Raw genomic sequence first — 20245 nt, 5'->3', positions numbered from 1 at the left:
CAATATTCGATGCAAATTACTGCGTAGGGTGGGTCAGGATTCAGTGCAAATCAACAATCCAGCGTCAGTTTCGATGGAGTTTGGCCGCGGGTGCCGCGATAGTGGGAGCGGATGGATTTTGATCCAATGCGGCTTTTCTTTACAACACTCGGAAGGCGAAATCATCGGCAGCGCGAATTCCCCGCAGTCCAGTAGCTGTCTGCAGCGCTGCTTGAATCAACTTGTTGTCGATGCAACGTTCGACGAACAGAAAGTACTGACGTTGGCCATGGAGAGTGACTTGATCGTTCGAGTCGTTCCCGACCTAGACGGTCTCGAATCGTATGTCCTTCATACCTCACAAGGAATTGTGGCGGTTATTGCCGTTTGATTTATACCCAACGAAGGCCGGTTGAGCGTCCGCTCTGGAGAGTTGCGACAGACTGCTTCGGGTCGAGAAGACTCATTCGTCAATATCGAAAGCTGACATTCGCGGACATGTAGTCGCGAATGTCGGCAGAGCGACCTGTAGCGGCCGCACCTTCCTGATCGGCCACCGTCGGTTTAGGCCGATGAACCGCCGACCAACATGATCGCCCGAATGGTCGTCGTAGCCTGAAAGCTGCGGTTGAGTGCGCGCGGTCCCGCGGGATCGTTGTAGGTTAAAGAACGGAACTGCTCGCGCGGTAGGGGCTCCGGCTAAGCGCGGTGGTTCGTGGAGGGGCGGCTGCGCGGTTCTGTATGTTGGAGAATGAGGCGATTCGCCTCGTTCCCCAGCAGGAGCCGAATCATGACCTGCCAACCGAACGGCAGCCCGCTGCGTCAGCGCATGATCGACGACCAGCGCATGCGCCAGCTTTCCCCTAAGACGCAGGCCAACTATCAGCGCACCGTGCGCGAGTTCTGCCGATACCTTGGACGCTCGCCTGATACTTCCACCGTCGGGACCTGCGGGGTTACCAGCTGCATCGATCACGGCACGTCACCGGCGTCGTTGAACTCCGCGATCACCGGGCTGAAGTTTTTCTTCGAGACCACGCTCCACGAAGCGGAATTGATGGCCCGGATGCAACCCGTGCGCGTGCCCCGCACACTGCCCGTTGTGCTCCGTCCCCAGGGAGTGGGCGGCTGATCGCCGCAACAGGCAACTTCGAGCACCAGACGGCCCTCTCGGTCGCCTATGGCACCGGGCTACGCGTCAGCGAAATGGCGGCTGAAGGTCGGAGACGTCGACAGCCAACGTATGACTCTGCGCATCGAGCAGGGCAGGGGCCGGAAGGCCCGCTATGACATCAGCAACTGCGGTTGAATAGATGCGTTAGGATTCCTCCGGGAGTGCGCAACCAGCTCGGACTTGCCACTGGCGATCGAATCGAATTCGTCGCGAACCATGAAACCGGGCGTTATCTAGCACTCCTGCCAACCGGTGCATCAAAGGGCTCAGAGGCATCATTGCGGTGCCAGCCAGGCCGATGTCCGTCCAGGATATGAATGCGGCGAACGCCGAGCGCGGGTCGGCGTCGCGATGATCCCGTTCCGCGACGCTGTGACAAGCCACTTCTTCCCGATCACGGGAAAGCGAATTACATCCCGTGCCGTGAATCCCGTTTATGGATCCCCGGCTCTAGAGTCGGTTTACGCTAAATCGTCGACGATATTCGCCCGGTGTGAGCCCTGTAACCCTGTTGAAAATCTTGCGGAACGCCCCCGCGTCGCCGTAACCGACCTCCCAGGCAATTGTCTCCGCAGGCAAATTACTGAACTGGAGCATCTCGCGCGCCTTTCCAACGCGTAGCCTCTGACAGTAGTCGATGGCTGTCAGGCCGGTCGCCTTTCGAAATCGCCGCAGGAAGGTCCGTTCTTCCAATCCGGCTCGCGAGACGAGCGATGCGAGAGCCATATCTTTCGCCCCGGTGGCCTGAAGCCAATGTTGGACTTTCAGCACGGCGGCATCGCCATGGGTCAGGTTGGGAGAAAAAACGCTGTAGTAGCGTTGCTCGCGGCCGGGAGGATCCACCAGCAAAAAGCGCGCAGTCTCGGCCATGATGGTCGGCCCTAAAAAACGGTCGACCAGTTTTAAACCAAGGTCAATCCACGCCATCATTCCCCCGGCGCAGATGATATCGCCGTCATCGATGACGAGCTTGTCGGTATCCAGACGTGCATCGGGAAACCGCTGCCGGAATATCTCTGCATGAGCCCAATGCGTCGTCGCCGATCGTCCGGCCAGAAGGCCAGTTTCACCCAGCAGAAACGCGCCTCCGCAGATGGAGGCGAGCGTTGCCCCCGCACGATGATGGCTCAGCAGCCAGTCAACGAATGGCACTGCGTCTTCCCGTGACAGCGGTCCGCCAAGGCGCGGCGGCAATATGAGCACTGCGGGTGATCTGTTAGCGTCCCTGGCAATGTTGTGGCTTCTGACTGGAGCTTTGCCCGGCGCATCAGGACGCCATTGGCTCACCCTAAGGAAGGCCGTTTGCTCTTTGTGATGCTGCGCGGCGAACCGCTCTGCAACCTCAAATAAATCAATCAAGCCATGTATGGCTGCAAGCTGCGCGCCTGGAAATTCGACGATGCCGATTTCGATTGGAGGATGTGACGCCATATGTCGATATTGCCTTGGTTAATGTCGATTTCGCCACTGATGATGATCAGGCGTCAGGCTCATGATGTCCAGACAATTTCTTGGATCAGCCAGAAGGGCAGGCAATGACAGACCAGATATCTGAAAACATCGATGTGATTCCAGAATGGCAGATCGCCGGTGAGTGGTTCGACGTGTGCTCGTGCAATTCGCCGTGTCCTTGCACCTTCGCCCAGCCTCCAACCAATAATCATTGCGAGGTGCTTTGGGCCTACAGGATCAATGAGGGGCACTACGGCGCGACGCAGATGGCGGGCCTTAAGGTTGTCCTGATTGCCGGATTTACCGGGAATCTCTGGGACGGCGCGATGCTGAACCCCGGCGTGTTCTTCGACGCCGCAGCCGACGAGGACCAGCGGCAGGCGCTGGTGGCGATCTTCACCGGCCAGGCCGGGGGGTGGATGAAGCAGTTCGTGCCGACACATGTGAGCGGAATCAAGGGCGTCGAGTTTGCCAACATTTCAGTCGAGGTCGACAGTGCGCTCGAACGGTGGAGCGTGGCGGTCGAAGACAAGGTCGAGGCGAGCGGCAGGGCCATGAGCGGCCCGACCTCCGATCCGACGAAACGTCTCCAGAGCTACAACCCGCCGGGGAGCGAGGTCGGTCCGACCGACGCCCCGGTGACCTGGGGCAAGAGCGTGGCGGGCCGCTGGAAGGCGTTCGGCTTTGATCAGAACATCCCGGCCGGTCAGGCCAGCAAGCATATCCCGTTCAACTGGCATGGACCGGACGCGCCATGAGAGCCGTACTGTCCGCTTCGCGATCTGCAGCGTCCGCTCTGGGACGGGGACAGCCGGCCCTCGGCTGGACGATGGCCGTCCTGGCACTCAGCCTTTCGGCCTGGCTCTGCGCGCTAGTGCTCATGGGCGGCATGGACGAAGGGCCGGGAACGCCGCTGCACAATCTGCCGGTCTTTCTCGCAGGCTGGGTGGTGATGCTGACCGCAATGATGCTACCGTCCGAACTCAACTACATTGCAGCGTTCGCTGCGGTGCTCAGGTCGCGCGACAGGGCATCCGCCGCGCGTCCGAGCGTCATGACCAGCTTTGTCGCCGGCTACGGCATAGCCTGGGTCGCCTACGGCCTTGGGGCCTATCTTCTGGACCTGGCCATTCGGGCAGTCAGCCCGGAGATGATCGCGTGGAATCGCGCAGGACCGTCGCTGGCCGGCTCGGTGCTGATCATTGCGGGTCTCTTTCAGGTCTCGTCCCTCAAGCAGGTTTGCCTGACGGGATGCCGCACGCCTCTCTCGTTTTTCGCGCGCTACTGGCGGGAAGGCAATTTCGGTGCTGTCACGATGGGCTTCCGGCATGGACTGGTTTGTGTCGGTTGTTGCTGGGCGCTCATGGCAGTGATGTTCGCTGTCGGCGCAATGAGCCTGACCTGGATGGCGTTGCTGACGCTGTTCATGTTCGCCGAAAAAGTCCTGCCGAAGGGCCAGAAGCTGGCAACTCCGATTGCTTCCTTCTTGTGCGTCATGGGGATCTGGATCGCCGTGTCCCCCGGGACGGCGCCTCTTCTCAAGGATCCCATGATGTTCGCCAGCATCTGTCGTGGGCTATGACGAAGTGGCGAAAAATTGCAGAAATCTGTTGAGCGAAGAAGGCCGCGGTGTAGACAAGACGCCGGGAGCAGTAGGCAGGAACTGACGCGAAATTGTCATTTCAGCCAATGCCGTTAATGCGACGATTGGGGCCTCAGCAGCCCTATCAATACGATCCGATGCCACCACGCTCGATCGCTGGGCGCGGACAGATGCTGGCGCGCTTCGGCTGGTCGGTAGTGAACGCAACGATTTTGCCGTTTCTTGCGCTTGCCGCGGTAGCGACCTTGACGTTTGCACGGTCGCAAAGGCGCGCGTCGGCTGCGTTGTGCGTGCGATCGAATTGCAGCAAACGCGGAGCATGGAGATTATCGATACACAAGAGGGTACGACTGCCTTCACCACACACTGAGAAGCAGGTAACTGGAGCAAATATATGCCGAACTTCAATGATTTCCAATTCAGGAAGCAGCCTTGGTACGACGCATCCACTATCCGCGACCTGATACCCACGTTCATCCCGATGAAGACGATCGTGGTCTACTGCTTCGATCCTCGGGCAAGCGAAATTCCGAAGAAGGTTGCCGAGCATTTTGGGGAGATTTACCCCGGCGAGAACATCATCGACGAACATGGCAGCCGGGTCGGACATACGGCGACCTTGTTTACCGTATCTAACGCGGGTGGCCGGGCTGTCGCCGCGCTGCAATCGGTTTCGACAATGGAGTTTCTCTTCCGGATGCAGAATGTCGTCGTGGTGCACCACTCTTTCTGCGGCGCGACGGCCTTCACCGCGGATGGCATTATCGACGCGTTCCATCACGATCATGGCGCGGATATCTCGAAGTCGTACGATCACGATAGCCTCTGCATCGAGGATTACGAGAAATCGCTCAAATACGACGTTGAGCTACTTCGCGCTAGCCCAGGTGTGCCGAAACATTTCAATCTCTATGGCTTGTTCTACAACATTGATACCGGCGAGTTGACTGAAGTAGTGCGAGACATTCCAGCCCGGAAGCCAGCATAAACAAGCGGGCGTGACGGTCCGGCAAAGCGCTGCCTGCCGGGCCCATCTATCTTCTCAGGGGTCTGATTCTGGTCACTCAGCGGTTGTCCCGATGGCCGCGAGGCCGGCATTGACGGTGGCATATTTCGCGCCGTGCCCCTAAAACCGTCATTCACTTTCAGCCAAACGAGGCCGAATTGGAGTGAGAGGTACTCGGGCGACTGCGGAAAGCTACTGGCGGGGCTGCATCCGGCTCGTTCTGAGGGCTGGTGACATGTTCGGACGTTGATTCAGAAAGGAAAGATCGATCGAGCTACTGAAGGTGCCAGGCGTTGAGTCATCGTGTGAGGCCTCTTTGAGATCGACCGAGCGGCCGACGCCCTTCAGCGTTCTACTCTGGAGCGCGCCGCTGCCTTTGAGCGGATGCAAGCCGTATCAAAGATACCGACCGAATCAAAAAAATCACCAAACCTCAAGAGTACGCCATGGAGCCACCTAAAACTGACGTAGTCGGAGCAGCAGATATCGAATCCGATGAGTATCTCGCCAACGTAGTCTGGGCGTCTTTGTCGGAAGCGCCGCAGGAGTGTGTCGAACGTTTTAAAGGCGGCGCGAGATACCGGCGAGAATTTGCGCCCTTTGGCGCTGCGCGTGAATATAGTGCAGAGAGCGTCGCCCAAATCGCAGCCATGTTGCCGCCCGGTCAGAGCCTTATCCTCTTTACTGCGATGAAACCAGAGATACCTTCTGGCTACGCTGTGACGCTCGACGCCAACGGCCACCAGATGATTGCAGAAAAAAAATTTCGGCAGTCTTCCGACGCCCGAGTTGTCCGCCTTGGACCCGACGACGTTTCGGATATGTTGCAGCTGGTCGAGATTACTCGACCGGGTCCTTTCAATTCGCGCACGAATGAGTTGGGCAACTTCTTCGGTATTCGCGAGAAAGGGCGACTTGTGGCCATGGCGGGAGAGCGCATGGCCGCGGGCAGGCACGTGGAGGTCAGCGCCGTATGTACGCATCCGGATTGGCGTGGCAAGGGGTTGGGACGACTGCTGGTGGAGCATGTATCGGCGTCGATCCAGCAACACGACCGCATCCCGTTCTTGCACGTGTTCACGACGAATACTCCTGCTATTCGCCTGTACAGAGAGCTTGGCTTCCGGATTGCCCGAACTCTCCACGTGACAGCGATCGTACACTCGCCGGCTGGCGAAACCTGAACGACGAATTTCTAGAGCATGACCAGATAGCCAAGCGTCGGTGGGTCGGGTGTAGCGGCCCAGATAGTCGAGTACGTGTCGGGTGTCGCATAAGGGAGGCTTCGCATAGGCTATCCACTCGGCTTATGCGGCCGACGTGAGAAAGGCGACGAACGCCTGCACGTTGGCGACCGGTTGATCCTCCTGGAAGAAGCTCGGGTAGCTATCAGATCGGGCCATACAGCAGGCTACGAGCGCCGATTCCGCAGTATGCTCTGCGCAGAACTAAGCACCTTCGTGCTCAACCGGCCAATGCTAGCCGACCTGAGATAGCTCGCTGCTTGTCGCGAACCGCCGCGCGTAATCTTTTGGGCTTACCCCGAAGCGGCGTGCAAATGCCTTCCTTAGGACGTCGACGCTGTGATATCCGCTCCGACGACAGATCTCTTCCATCGATCGCTCCCCGAGTTCAAGCGAACGACAGACCGATTCGAGCCGGACGCCTTCGACGTATCTCGAGGGAGTGGTCTGCAATTCCCGCTGGAAGATGCGCATCAGCGTTCTGACGCTGGTTGACAGGCGGGTTGCCAGTATCTCGACCGTAAGGTCCATATGCAGATGCTCGCCGATCCAGAGGCACAATTCGTCCAGACTTGAATTATGCGTACGCTGTGACTGAAGTGCGACGCTAAACTGCGCCTGTCCTCCGGGACGGCGTAAAAACAGGACCAGATTTTTGGCAATCTCCAAAGCGAAGTCATTTCCCAGGTCTTCGCTCACAAGGGAAAGCGCGAGGTCTATTCCCGACGATATGCCCGCCGACGTGTACACATTGCCGTCTTTCACCCAGATCGGATCCGGATCAACCTGTACCTTGGGATAGTGCTCCGCCAGGCGCCGTGCCATGCCCCAATGAGTCGTCGCCCTGCGTCCATCCAGAACGCCTGCAGCAGCCAGGGCAAACGCTCCGACACATATCGAGCACACGCGCCGTACTGTCTGCGAACGCATTCGGATCCACTCTATGGCTGTCTGATCAAGCTGATCGAATGTCCTGGAGCCCGCAGTCACGAGCAGCGTGTCGATCGGTTTGTTCGCACTACGCTCCTGTTCGAGAGTGCGATGCCCCATGAGCCCAATACCTGTTTCGCTCTCCAGATGCACATCGGCAGCCGCGCAGACCAGTTCGAGTGCATAGGGGGCAGTTTTGCCGCCGTGCAACTGATTCGCCCACGCGAATACTTCCGCTGGGCCGATCACATCGAGCGCGTCCACCGGAGGCAAGCCCAATATCACAACCCGCTTGGCCGTTGCGCCTGCAGGCGGGTCGAGCGGCTTCGTCCGTTTGCTCATAGAGGCGCATTCGCATGTTCATGCATAGGCAGCAATTGTGGCACGAATCGCCCAGAAACTGTCATTTCCGCCGTCCTCCAACTATCTAGACTGGACCTGCTATGCAACTTCACATGTCCGGAGGGCATGCCATGCGTGAACCTGTGATTGTCGGAGGAGTTAGTGCTCCGGACTCGGACATCGCCGCCAAAGCCGCTTCGCTCGTCGAAAGGGTCCATTCCACACCGATGATGCATCACGTGCATCGGACATGGTGGTTCGCCGAATTCCTCGGCAGGAGGCGAGGTCTGAAATACGATCGCGAAGCGGTGTACCTCGCGTCCCTGCTTCACGATCTGGGCCTTACGGATGAATTTGCCGCAGACCAACGCTTTGAAGTGGACGGCGCCGATGCGGCCAGCCGCCTTTTGCTGGCCCATGGCTACCCGGAATCGAAAACCGAACTCGTATGGGACGCAATCGCGCTTCACTCTGCTGGCGGCCTCGCCGACCGCAAGCAGCCAGAAATCGCTCTCGTCTATATGGGCGCCCATCTCGACGTCTTTGGACTCTTTCTGGACGAAGTCACGCCCTCACTCATCGATGACACGCTCGCGCTTTACCCCCGTCTCGGATTTAAAGCGGCGTTTACCGAAGCGTTGGCTGAAGTTGCGAGAAAGAAACCCCATACGACTGTGGGCACTGGCATCGCCGATATCGGGCGTCGCCACGTACATGGTTTCGACATTCCGAACGTGTGCGATCTGATCAATCATGCTCCGTTTGAAAGCTGACATCACGCGTCGCTAGCGCGCACTCTGCCTGGGACACGACAGATGTGGCGCGCGAAGCGCGTTTCTGCGCTCCTCTCTTTCGCGCTCGACCACGGTGTCAGTTGATGTTGGAAGGGCGCGCTTATGAACTAAGGCGCTGGCCCTGAACGTTATGGGAGATCCGCTCGTGGCAGCAGTCCGTCTTCACGGAGCGCAAACAGGCAACAGCCGAAGAGCGGCCATTGCCCTGGCGCAGGCGGATTTCATCCTCGCCCAGTCAAACGCGATCATGCTGTATGCAGCGAGTCGATCTCGCAAAAGGCTAATACCTGATTCGGGCCCGGCAGCAGGCCTGTTTTTCGAGCGCCTGTTCTATTTCGTCACTGAAGTTATCGCACGCAACCGCAGCGCTTTTTCCCTGACACGGGAAGGTGACGAACACAGCGCCGGATTTTTAGCCGGCCGCTCGCTCGAGGCTCTCGTTCAGGCCGAACGATTCCTCAGTGACGCCCCATACATGGCGGGCGACGGCTTCACACTCGTCGACATCGGGGCCTACACGAGCGCCTTTGCAGTGCGGTATGACATCGACTGGCCTGGATTGCCGTTGCTCAATGCCTGGTTCACGAGGATCAACGCGCGGCCCGGCGTCGTTCGTGGCAGGGCAGCGTCCTAGCGCGGCTCTCATTCAAGAACGGCAAGGTCTTACGATTCCACCCGAAAATTGCCTGCCCAGCCATCAGCGTCAAAAAGAACTTGCAACTAGGAGCATATGCTTCTATATTGACTGCAAGGAGCATATGCTCTTAATTTCAAAGGATCAAGATCATGAACGAAACGACCATTCTTGTAAGCGGAGCAACCGGCCGTACCGGCGGTGCGGCCATCGACGAACTGCTCCACATGGGCAGGCGTGTACGCGCTTACGTGCGCTCGGACGACGAGCGGGCAGCGGCGCTGAGGGCACGCGGCGTTGAAATCGCCGTCGGCGATTTCTCCGACATCGATGACATCCGTGCGGCTATGGAGGGCGTCAGTTCCGCCTACTTCCTTCACCCGATCGCGCCTGGGATTCTTGGCGCTGCAGCCTATTTCGCGCAGGCAGCGAAGGAAGCTGGCGTCACTGCGATCGTTAACATGTCGCAGATTTCGGCGCGGCGAGAGTCGACCAGCCATGCGGCACAGGACCACTGGATTTCGGAGCAGGTCTTCGACTGGTCGGGTGTGCCTACGACGCATCTGCGGCCCACCTTCTTTGCGGATTGGCTCGTCTACCCGCATTTCGCGAAGGAAATCTGGGCCAGAAAGAAGATTGATTTTCCCTTTGCGAACGGCCGCCATGCCCCAATCAGCACCGACGACCAGGGACGGGTTATTGCCCACATTCTGGCGAATCCCGCAGGCCATGGCGGCAAGACTTACACTCTCCACGGCCCGGTGGAGATGAACCATACGGAAATCGCTGCAGCGATGAGCGAGGTGCTCGGCGTGGCGATCGAATACGTTCCGACATCGATAGAAGATTTCAAGCGACAGATGGAGCAGGTGTACAAGTTCCCTCCGTTCCTTGTGCAGCACCTTGTCGAAGTCGCGCAGCACTATCGGGAAGGGGTGTTTCAGGGTACTAACGATGCCGTCGAGAAGATCACCGGCACGCCGGCGCTTTCCGTCCCAGCTTTCATTGAGAAGTATCGCAGCGCTTTCGCCTGACGAACGCGCAAAGAGCGTGGGCAATTTAACTAACGTTGAGGAGGAAACGAGATGCCGCCGGAAAACCAACCCATCGGGGTCGATCAATGCAACTGCTTTGCGGTGAGGAAGGCGGCACGTCAGATCTCGCGTCTTTACGACGCCTGTCTCCAGCCATCCGGCCTTCGCATCACGCAATTTCTTATCCTGGCGACCTTGAATGAACAGCGGAGCGCCTCGGTCAATGCCCTGGCCGAACGCCTCGACATCGAACGGACCGCGATGGGAAAGATGATCGGTTTTCTGGAGCGCGATGGTTTTGTGACGATGCGGCCGTCTCCCACGGACGGTCGCATTCGAATCGTCGAACTCACCCCGGAGGGAGCGGGTCTTTTTGAACGGGCGGCGCCGCTCTGGCGCGAGGCGCAGCATCAGTTCAGCGTCTTGAACGGGCCGAAAAATGTGGCCGTGCTGCGTCGCAGTCTTGCGCAGATGAAGGTCGACAATGGGACGGCATCTTCGCTTGAATGATCGCTTTTCTGGCTGTTTCGTCGACTGTGCGGTTCGAATCGACAGTACCTGCGTTGCGATCTCAAACGTAGCCCTGCGGCAGGTCAGCTTTGCAAGCGGCAGACTGACGGCGGGAACGACTTAACCATACAGAGGACAATCTAATGTCGAAGACATGGTTCATCACAGGTGCAAGTAGCGGTTTTGGACGCGAGCTTGCAGAGCTCCTTCTCCAGCGCGGCGACCGCGTCGCGGCGACGGTTCGCAAACCCAATGCTCTCGAGGACCTTGCCGCGCAATATGGCGAACGTCTTTGGGTCGGCATCCTTGATGTCACGGACAGCTCAGCGGTGCGTAGGGTCATCGACCGCGCGTTTTCGGAGCTGGCGCGTATCGACGTCGTCGTAAGCAACGCGGGCTATGCCTTGTTCGGCGCCGCCGAAGAAGTCGGAGACGCGCAGATCGAGCGGCAGCTCGATACGAATCTGCTTGGTTCGATTCAGGTTGCGCGTGCGGCGATCCCCAACCTGCGGCGGCAAGGTGGCGGTCGAATCATCCAGATTTCGTCGTCAGTTGGCCAGGCGGCGTACCCGACCATGGGCGTCTACGCCGCCACCAAGTGGGGCATTGAGGGCTTTTTCGAAGGTACGATGCCGGAGATCGCCCCGTTTGGCATCGAAGTGACGCTGGTCGAACCTGGCGCATCGCGCACCAGTTTCGCCTCATCGAGCGCGGACATGGCGCAGGCATTGGACGTGTATGACAAGACGCCTGCAGGAGAATTTCGCCGCATGACGGCGACAGCCGGCCTCGCCATGTTTCCGGGCGATCCACGCAAGGTTGCTTCGGCGATTATCGCATCGGCGGACCAGCAGCCGGCGCCGAAGCGGCTGACGTTGGGGAGTGACGCGTATGCACTCGTTCATAAAGCCCTGACTGAGCGTCTCACCATGCTCGAGGCCCAAAAGGAACTGGCGCATTCGACCGATGTAGACGGTTTGCGGCATGGGTAGCCGCTGGGCTCAGGCACTGCATACCAGCGGCTGATATGCAGTGCGGAGCGGCCGGTTCGGAAGCTGAGGTCATCGTAGATGGACTGTGGCGCAGCCATCGAAGTCGCCGACGTTCTGTGCACCGTCGATAGCTGCGATCCGCTCATGAAGCGCGTTCACAGGCATGACGACGAAAGTGTTCTGCTCAAGTCGTGCCGCTGACGGAATATGCGGACTGGGTGACGTGCAGTAAGCGGTCGACGAAGGACACCCTTCCATCGAGCGGCTGATTCACAGATTGACATCAGCACCCGGTGTAAAGACAAATCAGGATGGCTAACTCATCAACTTCTTAACGATGGAACTCCGCCCTCGCTTCCAGTGACCTAAGAGCGGCGTTCTTAAAGACTGCATACGACGTGCAATGCAAATCTACACAGTCGAAGCGATGCACGCTGAGGTCTGTCCGCTGCCGTTGCGGGAAACCGTCCAGCCAAAGCCACCGTCAGTGTTGAGAGAGCATCAATCGCGGAAACAGCCGGCAGTGATCGGCCACTTTCGGACGTTCGAAGTTTCAACCAGAATCGTCGACAATTGGCGATTTAATCCGGCGGACGAACAAAAATGAAATTTGATCCGATTCGAGTGAGGGAAGTCTCCGATAATGCTGTGAGGCGGGCTCTAAGCACGGAATTCGACGAATCGCGACCAATGGGAAACGTGGCCGCAAGCACGCTTGGAGAGGTCGTACGCGCGTGGCTCGTCGGTTATGCACAACAGATCGCGCCAGTGATCCCACGTGCCAATCATTGGCTTGATGCAGCGATTAGCCGCGATGAGAAATTCGGAGTTGACGCGAACTTTCATCGCATGGAGCTTCATTGGGCGCGCGCGACAGGTGAGTGGCTTGAAACCGGCTGGAATGCAGAGGGGCACTGGGATGCTGCGCGCGTATTCGAGGAGGCCGCGTGGCGATTCGAACAGAGACCGTGGCCAACGAACGAAATTATCAACCTGGGCCTCGACGACTACATGGCGTTTGCTTACCAGGGAGGGGAGCACAACGACGGCTTCGAGGCTGGGGTTGACATGTTCGAACGCTGGTTGGGGCCACAGAAAATACTGCTGACGAAAACCCTAAAGCCGCGAGAGTTCGGTTACGCGCTTTGTCTTCACCGTGCGAGGCATGAATTCGATGCCGAAGATCTTTTTGAAGCTGGAAAGAAAATGCTACGGGCAAATCTTGAATCAAACTGGCTGGGGGCTGGACAATATCTAAGGGCGGCCACGTGGCTCAAGTCTGTGTACGACCTCAATGACGCGACATTGACTGCCATCGACGTCGTGCTGAGGGCCTATGACCACATGCCGAACGTGCCAAAACCCGATTTCATCGATAGTTGAGTTCCGAACAAGGGCCATTCCGACTAGCGAGATCAGGCTAGACCAAGGACGTGTTCGAAGTCCGGTTCATTAAGCTAGAACAAGGTGGGTAAATGTAGTTAGCACCGGGGGACATGGCACCTCGAAGGGCCGCTTTCGAGAGACACAAGCGGCTGTAACGGGTCGGGCATCGCCCATCGGGATTTGGCGCAGACTGACTCTCCCTTCATCTGAAAGGAGTTTGTCATGGAAACGATCATCAGCACGAGCTTGCCTCATGTCCCGTGGAACAAGGGCAAGCTGACCGGGCAAAAATCACCGCTGAAGCTCAAGGAAATTTGGGCCATTCGAATCCGTCTTCAGCTGGGCGGAAAGACCCGTGATCTGGCGATGTTCAATCTGGCAATAGACAGCAAGCTGCGAGCGTGCGACCTGACGAAGCTGCGGGTACGCGATGTTTGCATGGGCACTCGTGTAGCGCCCCGCGCGACTGTCATGCAGCAGAAGACGCAGCGGCCGGTGCAATTCGAGATCACCGAGCAAACGCGGGAAAGCGTGGAAAGCTGGATCAGGGTAGCTGGGCTGTCTCCCTCAGATTTTCTGTTCCCTGGCCGGATTCACGCGTCACCTCATCTTTCAACTCGTCAGTACGCGAGGATCGTGCATCGTTGGATAAAAGCGATCGGGCTCGATGACACGGCCTACGGCACGCATACGATGCGCCGAACGAAAGCATCGCTGATTTACCGCCGCACAAAGAATCTTCGGGCGGTACAGCTCCTGCTCGGCCATACTAAGCTGGAAAGTACAGTCCGGTATCTCGGCATTGAGGTCGACGATGCGCTTGAGATGGCTGAACAAACCGAAGTGTGAGCATCCCAGCCGGGCCGCAATCGGATGCTGTCCGGCCAAGAGCCGCCGGTAGAGGTCGACGTCCAGTTTGATCAGCCAAGGTCTCGTTTGCCCTCGCTCAATGGCCGGTTTCCGGCGAGCGAATTGCTGGGGGCACCGCCTCAACCCGGGCCAATTTGGGACGCTCGACTTCGCTCTCCAAATTGCTGCGAGATTTGCACGCGTTGTTGATCGCGCGTTCCACGTCCGGCGATTGAACTACTAGTCGTGCATCGGCCGGAAGCGTCGCGTGCAGCGTGTGGATCACTCAAGAATTTCGACTGTTTGCCGATATTAAAGTCGAGCGTCCCTTCATTGAAACTCATGACCCAGCGATTCAAATCATGGCTGCTGGCGTTCGCCTTGAGCGCACCGTGTGCCGGTATCGTGGCATGCCTGAACCTGGTACTCAACAGTCCGGAATATCCGCAGCCGTCCTGGTTGATCTATTTGCATGTGGCTTGCGCATTCGTCGGTGCGCTTGCCATCACTCGTTTCATCCAGGGCATTCCCGCTGCTCTGGAGGGGCCGAGTTCACGATCCACCGTCGCACAAGGCGTCGTCGCCCACAACAGGGTAGCCGTTGTGAACATCGTCGTGCCAGGGAAGAGTGCATTCTTCTCGACGGTCCGGTGCGTCATGATTCTCTGCTTTGTGCTGTGCCTCATGGCACAGTTTGTTCAAGTCGGCAAGCGTACGGATGACACGAGCGGTTCCCCTATCAGTCGCGGCCCGCAGTTGCGGAAGCTAAGTATATGAGGCCGGTTTGCAAGCCGCGTCACGAGCCATCTGCGACAGCAAAGGCTCCAGAGGAGGTAAATGATGTGAGTCGTCGGTCAGCGCCCGAGATGCTTGTCGTCTTCCTGCTCGCGCTGGGCATCGCGTCGATCTGTTTTGGACTTTATAGCCTGATTCAAGCATTCGACGTATTCGATCTGCCGACCCCGTTTAGGATCTGGTTCTCGCGCGCCCTTGTCGCCATGGCGGTCGGCGTGATCGCCCTGCATGTCGGCGGAAAGCGCGCAGAGGCGCTCTAGGGCTCGTTCGTAGGACGCAGTGCGGCCAGGAACGGCCGTTCGACAACAGGGCTGAATCGCTGACGATGCAGACTGAATGTCGGCTATCTGGACGCTAGAGGGGTGCTCGTATCTGTCACGTTCTTACTAAAGTATTCGAAAGCATTGACGATAAGCAGATGATGGCGCTGTCCAGAGCTGAGCGCCACGCTCCCTCGCGAACAACAAGAACGCATTGAGCCATGACCACGCTATCGTCCCTGAACCTTGCCGCGCCCCTTGTCCCCACCCCCCGCTCCGATTCCGTGAATCCCGCGGTGGCGGTTGACGGCGATGCGCGACGCATGGTGGCGCTCTCGCCGTCGGCCATCGTCACGATCCCTTCCGCGAGCAGCATCACGGTGCTCGAAACCTATACGCCGGAAGGCACGCTGAGCGCCGCCATGCCGACGGTGAGCTGGGCCAGCGACAACCGCGACGCGGTAACGCTCAGGATGGCAGGGAACTACGCCGCGCAGACGATGGCGGGACGCTTCGCCGGGCTCGGCAGCGCGCTGCTCGATCGCTTCAGGACCACGGGCAGCGATTATTCGCAAACCGTCAGCGTTGGGTCCGCAGGCGTGGGCGGCATTGGACGGTCTTCTCAACAACCCGCCGGCCAGATCGGTTTGACGGTGCGAACGGCGAGCGGCGTGACGGTCGAAATCGCGCTGGGCAGCGAGGACGGCGGCCTTTCGGTCAGCATCAAGAGCAGCGGCGCGCTCAGCGAGAGCGAACGCAATGCGCTGGCAAAGCTTTCAGAGGGTTTCCAACAGGCCATCGACGGTCTGGGCGCCGTGCCACCGAAACTCGACCTGAGCGGCCTGACGCAGTCCGACACTTCGGTGCTCGCTTCCGTGAGCTTTGAATACAGCATAACGGGCGCCGGCAATGCGGACGTCTCGGCAAGCTATTCGCAGGACAGCGCGGCGCGCAGCCTGAGCGTCACGAGCGCGGCGGGAACCATGAGCGTGAAGGTCGATACGAGCCATTCGGCACTTTGGGGAACGAACGCGCAACGCGCTGCTTCGGTGGCGAGCTATCTTCAGCAGTTCGACCACGCCAATTCACGCGGGCACGGCAACGCAACGTTGATGTCGATGTTCGAGGACGGATTCGCGCAGATGAACGAGAGCTACGGGACGCCTTCGGCCGAGGTGCTGCCGGGAACGGGCTACGGCCCGGGGCTGCAGCAGTCGGCTCAGGCGATGTTGACGGGACTCGCTGACTTTAGCGCATCGATCACGGACGCGTCGGCGTCGCCCAATCCGATGCGTCCGGGCGAAATCGACGCATTTTCGTATCAGGTCTCGCAAACGACGCAGCTCGAAGGCTCGCGCTTCGAAGGCAAGATTTCGCAAAGCCAGCGATCGCATCTGGTCGCCAGCTACCATCAGGCGCTTAAGGGCGGCGCCAAACCGGCTCTTACGTCGCTAAGATCCTCGCAGAACTACGATTATGTGCGGATAGACGACTCCGGCGAAAGCGCCGTCCAGCTGGCGATGGAACGTGGCGCGCTGGCACACGCCTCGCTGCGTCAGACTTCAGACCGGAGCACACGTCATTTGAAGTACGAGCGAGGCGTGCTGACTTCCGACCTCGCCACACCGGAAGAGACATCCCGTTCAACGGAGCTGCTCTCGTTGCTCGAGCCGCTCATTGACAAGGGCGACGCCGCGCGCAATAGCGCCGAATGGCAGCAGGCGCTTTCCCGCGTTCATCGAATGATCTTGCTGAACGCGTCGAAGTAAGGCGGCTCATTCGCGCGCCGGGAAATATGCATGCCGCATTAGCCGGTCATCGGCGATGAACAGCCACTCGACGCCTCGCGTAAAATCGTCAACAATTCGCGAACCGAAAGAAATGGCCGGAAGGACGGTATTGGATGACGAGGGCGTTAGGCTACCTTCATGAAGTTTGGTATTGCCCGGACGATGCTACGTCGTGATTGGGGCGTACTGGCTGCAACACCATTATTCGGGTCGCATTTACGCCAAGAGTGATCACTGGTTCGGCGTGATCAACCTCCTGTTCCTGCTGGCGATCGTCGTCATTCCTTATCCAATCCGCGTCTGGTGCTTCCACCTCGGCACGGGTTTCGAGTCCGCCGCGTCAGTGACCCTTGTTGCCGGCCTTGCCCTGACCGCCTGCACGTGGATGGCGAAGTGGTTCTACGCAATGCCAGGCCGCCGGCTGATGGACGAACGGCTCGCGCCCGATTTCCTCCAGCAGATGACACGTCGCTACGGCGTCGCGACGCTGCTCCAGATCGCTGCAATTCCCGTCGTCATCGCGGCGTCGCGCATCGGAGTGGCCATTGCACTGCTGTGCGTCGCCTTCTTTCTGCTGCCACAGCCCACGCCGCGCTACAAGCCCAGAGAGGAGCCGAGCGAGGCTGAGAAATTGAACAAGTAGCTATTGCGCGAGGTGAGTCCAAAAACATTGACGCTGCGATGCCGCTCAGAACGCCATGAACAGACTGCGCAACACGACTTGCGCGTCGGTGAAGTTCTTCACATCGTCCATGACTTGCTGTGTTTTAGGGCTCGCCAGCGCGTCATGGACGCCTTGTTCCGAGGAAAAGGTGTAGACGCCAATGGATTTCCAGCCATCGGCTTCAGCGTAAGGAAAAAACGCCTCCGCAGATTGCATCCCGTACTCTTCCCAGCATGAGCGCGCCAGGTTGAAGTGATCATTCGCGTAGTAATCCCGATCGAACTTCGTGTTGGCGTCGCCGGTGCAGACCACGATCATCTTTGTCATATGCCTTTCTCTCTCCATTACCGTCATAAGGGCAACGTCGCCCGGCCCGCCATCGTTGTAGGGGGAGGGCTTTTCTGGACGCTCTGATAGATTTTGCCGTGGGTGCAACGCCCAGGGAGGTCAGTTGTCCTCTCAGGACATCCACTCAGGCGCTGATGCCGCCATCGACGAGAATGCCGGAACCGGTCACATAAGCGGCACCAGGTCCGGCAAGGAAGGCGACTGCCTCGGCAACCTCCCAGGTCTTGCCATAGCGGGCAATTCCCAGGTTCGGAAGAATGGAAGGCGCGAGCGGGCCGTCGGCGGGATTCATGTCGGTGTCGATCGGGCCGGGGCGCACCAGATTGACGGTGATGTCACGAGGGCCCACTTCACGCGCAAGACCGCGGGTGAAGCTCTCCATCGCCGATTTGGTGGCCGAATAGACGGCTATGCCAGGAAACGGGACAGACAGGCCTGCGTTGCTGCCGATAGTGATGATGCGGCCGCCGTTTGGGAGGTGCTTCAGCGCAGCCTGGGTCGCCACGAAGACGCCGCGCACATTGACGTTCAACTGCAGATTCATCTCCTCCAGCGACTGCTCGGAGAAGGGGCCGGCGATGAGGACACCAGCGTTGTTCACCAGGATGTCCAACCCGCCAAGATCGGCGACGGCCTGTTCGACCGCGGTCTGCGTGGCGTCCGGGCTGCCGGCATCGGCCTGGATGGCGACGGCCGTGCGGCCCAGGGCGCGGATTTCAGCGGCGAGCGCCTCGGCCTTTGCGGCCGATTTCTCATAGGTGATCGCGACGTCGGCGCCGTCTTCGGCCAGCTTCAGTGCGATGGCCGCGCCGATGCCACGTGCTGCACCGGTCACAAGCGCGCGCTTGCCGGCGAGAGGAAAGGTGGAACTGTTCATGGCAAGAATTTCTATGTTTGGATAATTTCGTATCGATCTTGATTCTTCATGATTCCCGGAGTCTCCAACTTAGTCCGGCTGCCAGTGCCAGTGACGCGCCTATGGCCAATGAAGCCACCGCAAAGCCCAGCTGCACGTCCTGAGCGCTTGCACCATCAGGCGCGATCGCGATGAATAGACCGCCGAACAAGGCGACGCTTACTGCAGCGCTGATCTGCAACGTAGCGCTTACCAGGCCCGAGGCCAGCCCCGCCCAACGTGTTTCCACATGGTCTACGTTCAGGCGCACTAGCGCAGGAAGGGCGATACCTTGCCCGGCGCCAATCAAAAACAACGGCAACGCAAGCCACGACGACGCACCGGCGAACGCCAGCGCTGCGACCATGATCAGACCGAGCACCTCCAGACCCATGCCAAACGCGGCAGTGCGTGTGCCTATACGCCGGGCGATGTACGGGCTGCACAGTGGACCGAGGAAGAACCCGATGCCGAGCGGCACGATGGCCAAGCCGGCCGTCAACGCGTCGTGACGCAGGCTGGCCTGTTCATACACGGCAAACACCAGGAAGAACGCAGCGAGCGCGTAGAAGAAGAACGTTGACGCCAAGCTTTGTCGCAACTTGCGCACGGCTAGAAGCGAGGGCAGAACGAGAGGAGTTCTGCCGGCGCGCTCCTGTGCCTTTTCATACTGCCAGAAGGCCCATAGCAATGGCATGCTCAGGATCAGCGGCGCTATGCACCACCACGGCCAGCGGTGTTCTTGCCCTTCGATGAGCGGAACCACGAGCGCCAGCAAGCCAACCGCGAGCATCAACGCCCCTGGCACGTCCAGGCGAGGCGAACGCTCGGCTCGGCTTTCACGCAGCAGCATCGTTGCAGCTGGAACGGCAACGATGATGATCGGCAGGTTGATCAAAAATACGCTGCGCCACCCCAGTCCCCACGGACTGGCGGAAACCAGCATTCCCCCCAGCAGCTGACCGCCCACAGAGGCCAGGCCGAATGTCGCGCCGTATAGACTCAACGCGCGATTCTTTTCTCTTTCCGGGAAGATGGCGTGTATCGAGGCCAATGATTGCGGTGCCATGATCGCTGCGGAGATCCCTTGCAGCAGCCGGCCGACGACAAGCATGTCCGACGACGGTGCCAGGCCACACCACGCCGAAGCGACCCCAAAGCCGAGCATGCCAGCGATGAATACGCGCTTCCGGCCATAAAGATCGCCGAGGCGACCGCCCAGGATCAGGGTGACGGCATAGGCCGCGGCGTACACCGAGATCACCAACTGCGAGACATCTGAAGATGCTTGCAGGCCCGTACGTATGGTAGGTAGCGCCACGTTGACGATGAAGAAGTCCAAAGGTGGCAGCAGCGTGCCGGTCAACAGCACTGCCAGGGCGAGCCAGCGCCGGGAGTCGGAGGCTGCTGTCCCAGTGATAACAACCTGCCGGGCTTCGGTATTCATATCTTGAGGTTCCAGATCAGACTGGCTTGGGATTGGCGCGCAGTCGGTTCGCGGGGACATCCGTTTATCGAGCCGTATAGTGCTCCGAACAACATTGTTCGAATACTGACGTCCATG

General features: G+C 59.1%; 21 protein-coding genes and 1 pseudogene. 17 read left to right on the top strand and 5 right to left on the bottom strand.

The window, feature by feature from the left end:
• The first annotated feature begins 43 nt into the window (after positions 1 to 43).
• Positions 44 to 370 carry a hypothetical protein gene (locus BGRAMDRAFT_RS04235; RefSeq protein ID WP_157140581.1) on the top strand — a complete coding sequence of 109 codons (327 nt, stop codon included), beginning with the start codon at positions 44 to 46 and terminating at the stop codon, positions 368 to 370.
• Positions 371 to 769: 399 nt separating this feature from the next.
• Positions 770 to 1267 (top strand): annotated as a pseudogene (locus BGRAMDRAFT_RS04230) (tyrosine-type recombinase/integrase); the annotation flags it as partial.
• A gap of 336 nt (positions 1268 to 1603) precedes the next feature.
• Here the strand turns inward: BGRAMDRAFT_RS04230 and BGRAMDRAFT_RS04225 are convergent.
• Positions 1604 to 2584 carry a GlxA family transcriptional regulator gene (locus tag BGRAMDRAFT_RS04225; RefSeq protein ID WP_006047424.1) on the bottom strand — a complete coding sequence of 327 codons (981 nt, stop codon included), beginning with the start codon at positions 2582 to 2584 and terminating at the stop codon, positions 1604 to 1606.
• Between the two features lie 104 nt (positions 2585 to 2688).
• Between BGRAMDRAFT_RS04225 and BGRAMDRAFT_RS04220 the strand changes: the two genes are divergently transcribed.
• The 4 genes from BGRAMDRAFT_RS04220 to BGRAMDRAFT_RS04200 all read left to right on the top strand — a co-directional run bounded on the left by BGRAMDRAFT_RS04220 (position 2689) and on the right by BGRAMDRAFT_RS04200 (position 6398).
• Positions 2689 to 3363: a DUF1326 domain-containing protein gene (locus BGRAMDRAFT_RS04220; RefSeq protein ID WP_006047423.1), complete on the top strand. Its 675-nt coding sequence runs from the start codon at positions 2689 to 2691 to the stop codon at positions 3361 to 3363.
• A gap of 71 nt (positions 3364 to 3434) precedes the next feature.
• On the top strand, positions 3435 to 4187 hold the full coding sequence (locus tag BGRAMDRAFT_RS04215; protein ID WP_232292226.1) for a DUF2182 domain-containing protein: 753 nt from the start codon (positions 3435 to 3437) through the stop codon (positions 4185 to 4187).
• Between the two features lie 415 nt (positions 4188 to 4602).
• Positions 4603 to 5196, top strand: coding sequence for a carbonic anhydrase (locus BGRAMDRAFT_RS04205; RefSeq protein WP_006047421.1), 594 nt, complete (start codon positions 4603 to 4605; stop codon positions 5194 to 5196).
• 464 nt (positions 5197 to 5660) lie between these two features.
• Positions 5661 to 6398 carry a GNAT family N-acetyltransferase gene (locus BGRAMDRAFT_RS04200; RefSeq protein ID WP_006047420.1) on the top strand — a complete coding sequence of 246 codons (738 nt, stop codon included), beginning with the start codon at positions 5661 to 5663 and terminating at the stop codon, positions 6396 to 6398.
• A gap of 294 nt (positions 6399 to 6692) precedes the next feature.
• Here the strand turns inward: BGRAMDRAFT_RS04200 and BGRAMDRAFT_RS04195 are convergent, their stop codons facing one another.
• On the bottom strand, positions 6693 to 7730 hold the full coding sequence (locus BGRAMDRAFT_RS04195; protein WP_006047419.1) for a GlxA family transcriptional regulator: 1038 nt from the start codon (positions 7728 to 7730) through the stop codon (positions 6693 to 6695).
• Between the two features lie 131 nt (positions 7731 to 7861).
• Between BGRAMDRAFT_RS04195 and BGRAMDRAFT_RS04190 the strand changes: the two genes are divergently transcribed.
• The 11 genes from BGRAMDRAFT_RS04190 to BGRAMDRAFT_RS04140 all read left to right on the top strand — a co-directional run bounded on the left by BGRAMDRAFT_RS04190 (position 7862) and on the right by BGRAMDRAFT_RS04140 (position 17417).
• The gene (locus BGRAMDRAFT_RS04190; protein ID WP_006047418.1) at positions 7862 to 8503 is read left to right on the top strand and encodes an HD domain-containing protein; all 642 of its coding nucleotides are present in this window, start codon (positions 7862 to 7864) and stop codon (positions 8501 to 8503) included.
• 166 nt (positions 8504 to 8669) lie between these two features.
• Positions 8670 to 9158 carry a glutathione S-transferase family protein gene (locus BGRAMDRAFT_RS04185; protein WP_006047417.1) on the top strand — a complete coding sequence of 163 codons (489 nt, stop codon included), beginning with the start codon at positions 8670 to 8672 and terminating at the stop codon, positions 9156 to 9158.
• Positions 9159 to 9310: 152 nt separating this feature from the next.
• A complete protein-coding gene (locus tag BGRAMDRAFT_RS04180; protein WP_006047416.1) occupies positions 9311 to 10192 on the top strand; it encodes an NmrA family NAD(P)-binding protein in 882 nt (293 codons plus the stop codon).
• Positions 10193 to 10243: 51 nt separating this feature from the next.
• On the top strand, positions 10244 to 10702 hold the full coding sequence (locus BGRAMDRAFT_RS04175; protein WP_006047415.1) for a MarR family winged helix-turn-helix transcriptional regulator: 459 nt from the start codon (positions 10244 to 10246) through the stop codon (positions 10700 to 10702).
• Positions 10703 to 10845: 143 nt separating this feature from the next.
• Positions 10846 to 11694, top strand: coding sequence for an SDR family oxidoreductase (locus BGRAMDRAFT_RS04170; RefSeq protein WP_006047414.1), 849 nt, complete (start codon positions 10846 to 10848; stop codon positions 11692 to 11694).
• 603 nt (positions 11695 to 12297) lie between these two features.
• Complete coding sequence (locus BGRAMDRAFT_RS04165; protein ID WP_006047412.1) at positions 12298 to 13077, top strand: hypothetical protein; 780 nt, start codon at positions 12298 to 12300, stop codon at positions 13075 to 13077.
• Positions 13078 to 13302: 225 nt separating this feature from the next.
• Positions 13303 to 13929 carry a tyrosine-type recombinase/integrase gene (locus BGRAMDRAFT_RS04160; protein WP_006047411.1) on the top strand — a complete coding sequence of 209 codons (627 nt, stop codon included), beginning with the start codon at positions 13303 to 13305 and terminating at the stop codon, positions 13927 to 13929.
• 342 nt (positions 13930 to 14271) lie between these two features.
• Complete coding sequence (locus BGRAMDRAFT_RS04155) at positions 14272 to 14706, top strand: hypothetical protein (protein WP_006047410.1); 435 nt, start codon at positions 14272 to 14274, stop codon at positions 14704 to 14706.
• Positions 14707 to 14771: 65 nt separating this feature from the next.
• The gene (locus tag BGRAMDRAFT_RS04150; protein WP_006047409.1) at positions 14772 to 14984 is read left to right on the top strand and encodes a hypothetical protein; all 213 of its coding nucleotides are present in this window, start codon (positions 14772 to 14774) and stop codon (positions 14982 to 14984) included.
• Positions 14985 to 15205: 221 nt separating this feature from the next.
• The gene (locus BGRAMDRAFT_RS04145) at positions 15206 to 16753 is read left to right on the top strand and encodes a hypothetical protein (RefSeq protein ID WP_006047408.1); all 1548 of its coding nucleotides are present in this window, start codon (positions 15206 to 15208) and stop codon (positions 16751 to 16753) included.
• Between the two features lie 193 nt (positions 16754 to 16946).
• A complete protein-coding gene (locus BGRAMDRAFT_RS04140) occupies positions 16947 to 17417 on the top strand; it encodes a TMEM175 family protein (RefSeq protein WP_006047407.1) in 471 nt (156 codons plus the stop codon).
• A 45-nt stretch (positions 17418 to 17462) separates the two neighbouring features.
• On the opposite strand, the gene BGRAMDRAFT_RS04135 is transcribed toward BGRAMDRAFT_RS04140, so the two are convergent.
• The 3 genes from BGRAMDRAFT_RS04135 to BGRAMDRAFT_RS04125 form a co-directional block, all read right to left on the bottom strand.
• Positions 17463 to 17765 carry an EthD family reductase gene (locus BGRAMDRAFT_RS04135; protein ID WP_006047406.1) on the bottom strand — a complete coding sequence of 101 codons (303 nt, stop codon included), beginning with the start codon at positions 17763 to 17765 and terminating at the stop codon, positions 17463 to 17465.
• 145 nt (positions 17766 to 17910) lie between these two features.
• A complete protein-coding gene (locus BGRAMDRAFT_RS04130) occupies positions 17911 to 18663 on the bottom strand; it encodes an SDR family oxidoreductase (protein WP_006047405.1) in 753 nt (250 codons plus the stop codon).
• Between the two features lie 46 nt (positions 18664 to 18709).
• Positions 18710 to 20128 carry an MFS transporter gene (locus BGRAMDRAFT_RS04125; protein WP_006047404.1) on the bottom strand — a complete coding sequence of 473 codons (1419 nt, stop codon included), beginning with the start codon at positions 20126 to 20128 and terminating at the stop codon, positions 18710 to 18712.
• Positions 20129 to 20245 lie beyond the last annotated feature (117 nt).

Source organism: Paraburkholderia graminis C4D1M, assembly GCF_000172415.1.
Lineage (GTDB): Bacteria > Pseudomonadota > Gammaproteobacteria > Burkholderiales > Burkholderiaceae > Paraburkholderia > Paraburkholderia graminis.
This window is presented reverse-complemented; position numbering and strand designations above follow the sequence as displayed.

Coding starts and splice junctions, on each gene's coding strand:
- BGRAMDRAFT_RS04225 (WP_006047424.1), bottom strand. CDS start 2,584: ATGGCGTCACATCCTCCAATCGAAATCGGCATCGTCGAATTTCCAGGC.
- BGRAMDRAFT_RS04220 (WP_006047423.1), top strand. CDS start 2,689: ATGACAGACCAGATATCTGAAAACATCGATGTGATTCCAGAATGGCAG.
- BGRAMDRAFT_RS04215 (WP_232292226.1), top strand. CDS start 3,435: ATGGCCGTCCTGGCACTCAGCCTTTCGGCCTGGCTCTGCGCGCTAGTG.
- BGRAMDRAFT_RS04205 (WP_006047421.1), top strand. CDS start 4,603: ATGCCGAACTTCAATGATTTCCAATTCAGGAAGCAGCCTTGGTACGAC.
- BGRAMDRAFT_RS04200 (WP_006047420.1), top strand. CDS start 5,661: ATGGAGCCACCTAAAACTGACGTAGTCGGAGCAGCAGATATCGAATCC.
- BGRAMDRAFT_RS04195 (WP_006047419.1), bottom strand. CDS start 7,730: ATGAGCAAACGGACGAAGCCGCTCGACCCGCCTGCAGGCGCAACGGCC.
- BGRAMDRAFT_RS04190 (WP_006047418.1), top strand. CDS start 7,862: ATGCGTGAACCTGTGATTGTCGGAGGAGTTAGTGCTCCGGACTCGGAC.
- BGRAMDRAFT_RS04180 (WP_006047416.1), top strand. CDS start 9,311: ATGAACGAAACGACCATTCTTGTAAGCGGAGCAACCGGCCGTACCGGC.
- BGRAMDRAFT_RS04175 (WP_006047415.1), top strand. CDS start 10,244: ATGCCGCCGGAAAACCAACCCATCGGGGTCGATCAATGCAACTGCTTT.
- BGRAMDRAFT_RS04170 (WP_006047414.1), top strand. CDS start 10,846: ATGTCGAAGACATGGTTCATCACAGGTGCAAGTAGCGGTTTTGGACGC.
- BGRAMDRAFT_RS04165 (WP_006047412.1), top strand. CDS start 12,298: ATGAAATTTGATCCGATTCGAGTGAGGGAAGTCTCCGATAATGCTGTG.
- BGRAMDRAFT_RS04160 (WP_006047411.1), top strand. CDS start 13,303: ATGGAAACGATCATCAGCACGAGCTTGCCTCATGTCCCGTGGAACAAG.
- BGRAMDRAFT_RS04155 (WP_006047410.1), top strand. CDS start 14,272: ATGACCCAGCGATTCAAATCATGGCTGCTGGCGTTCGCCTTGAGCGCA.
- BGRAMDRAFT_RS04145 (WP_006047408.1), top strand. CDS start 15,206: ATGACCACGCTATCGTCCCTGAACCTTGCCGCGCCCCTTGTCCCCACC.
- BGRAMDRAFT_RS04135 (WP_006047406.1), bottom strand. CDS start 17,765: ATGACAAAGATGATCGTGGTCTGCACCGGCGACGCCAACACGAAGTTC.
- BGRAMDRAFT_RS04130 (WP_006047405.1), bottom strand. CDS start 18,663: ATGAACAGTTCCACCTTTCCTCTCGCCGGCAAGCGCGCGCTTGTGACC.
- BGRAMDRAFT_RS04125 (WP_006047404.1), bottom strand. CDS start 20,128: ATGAATACCGAAGCCCGGCAGGTTGTTATCACTGGGACAGCAGCCTCC.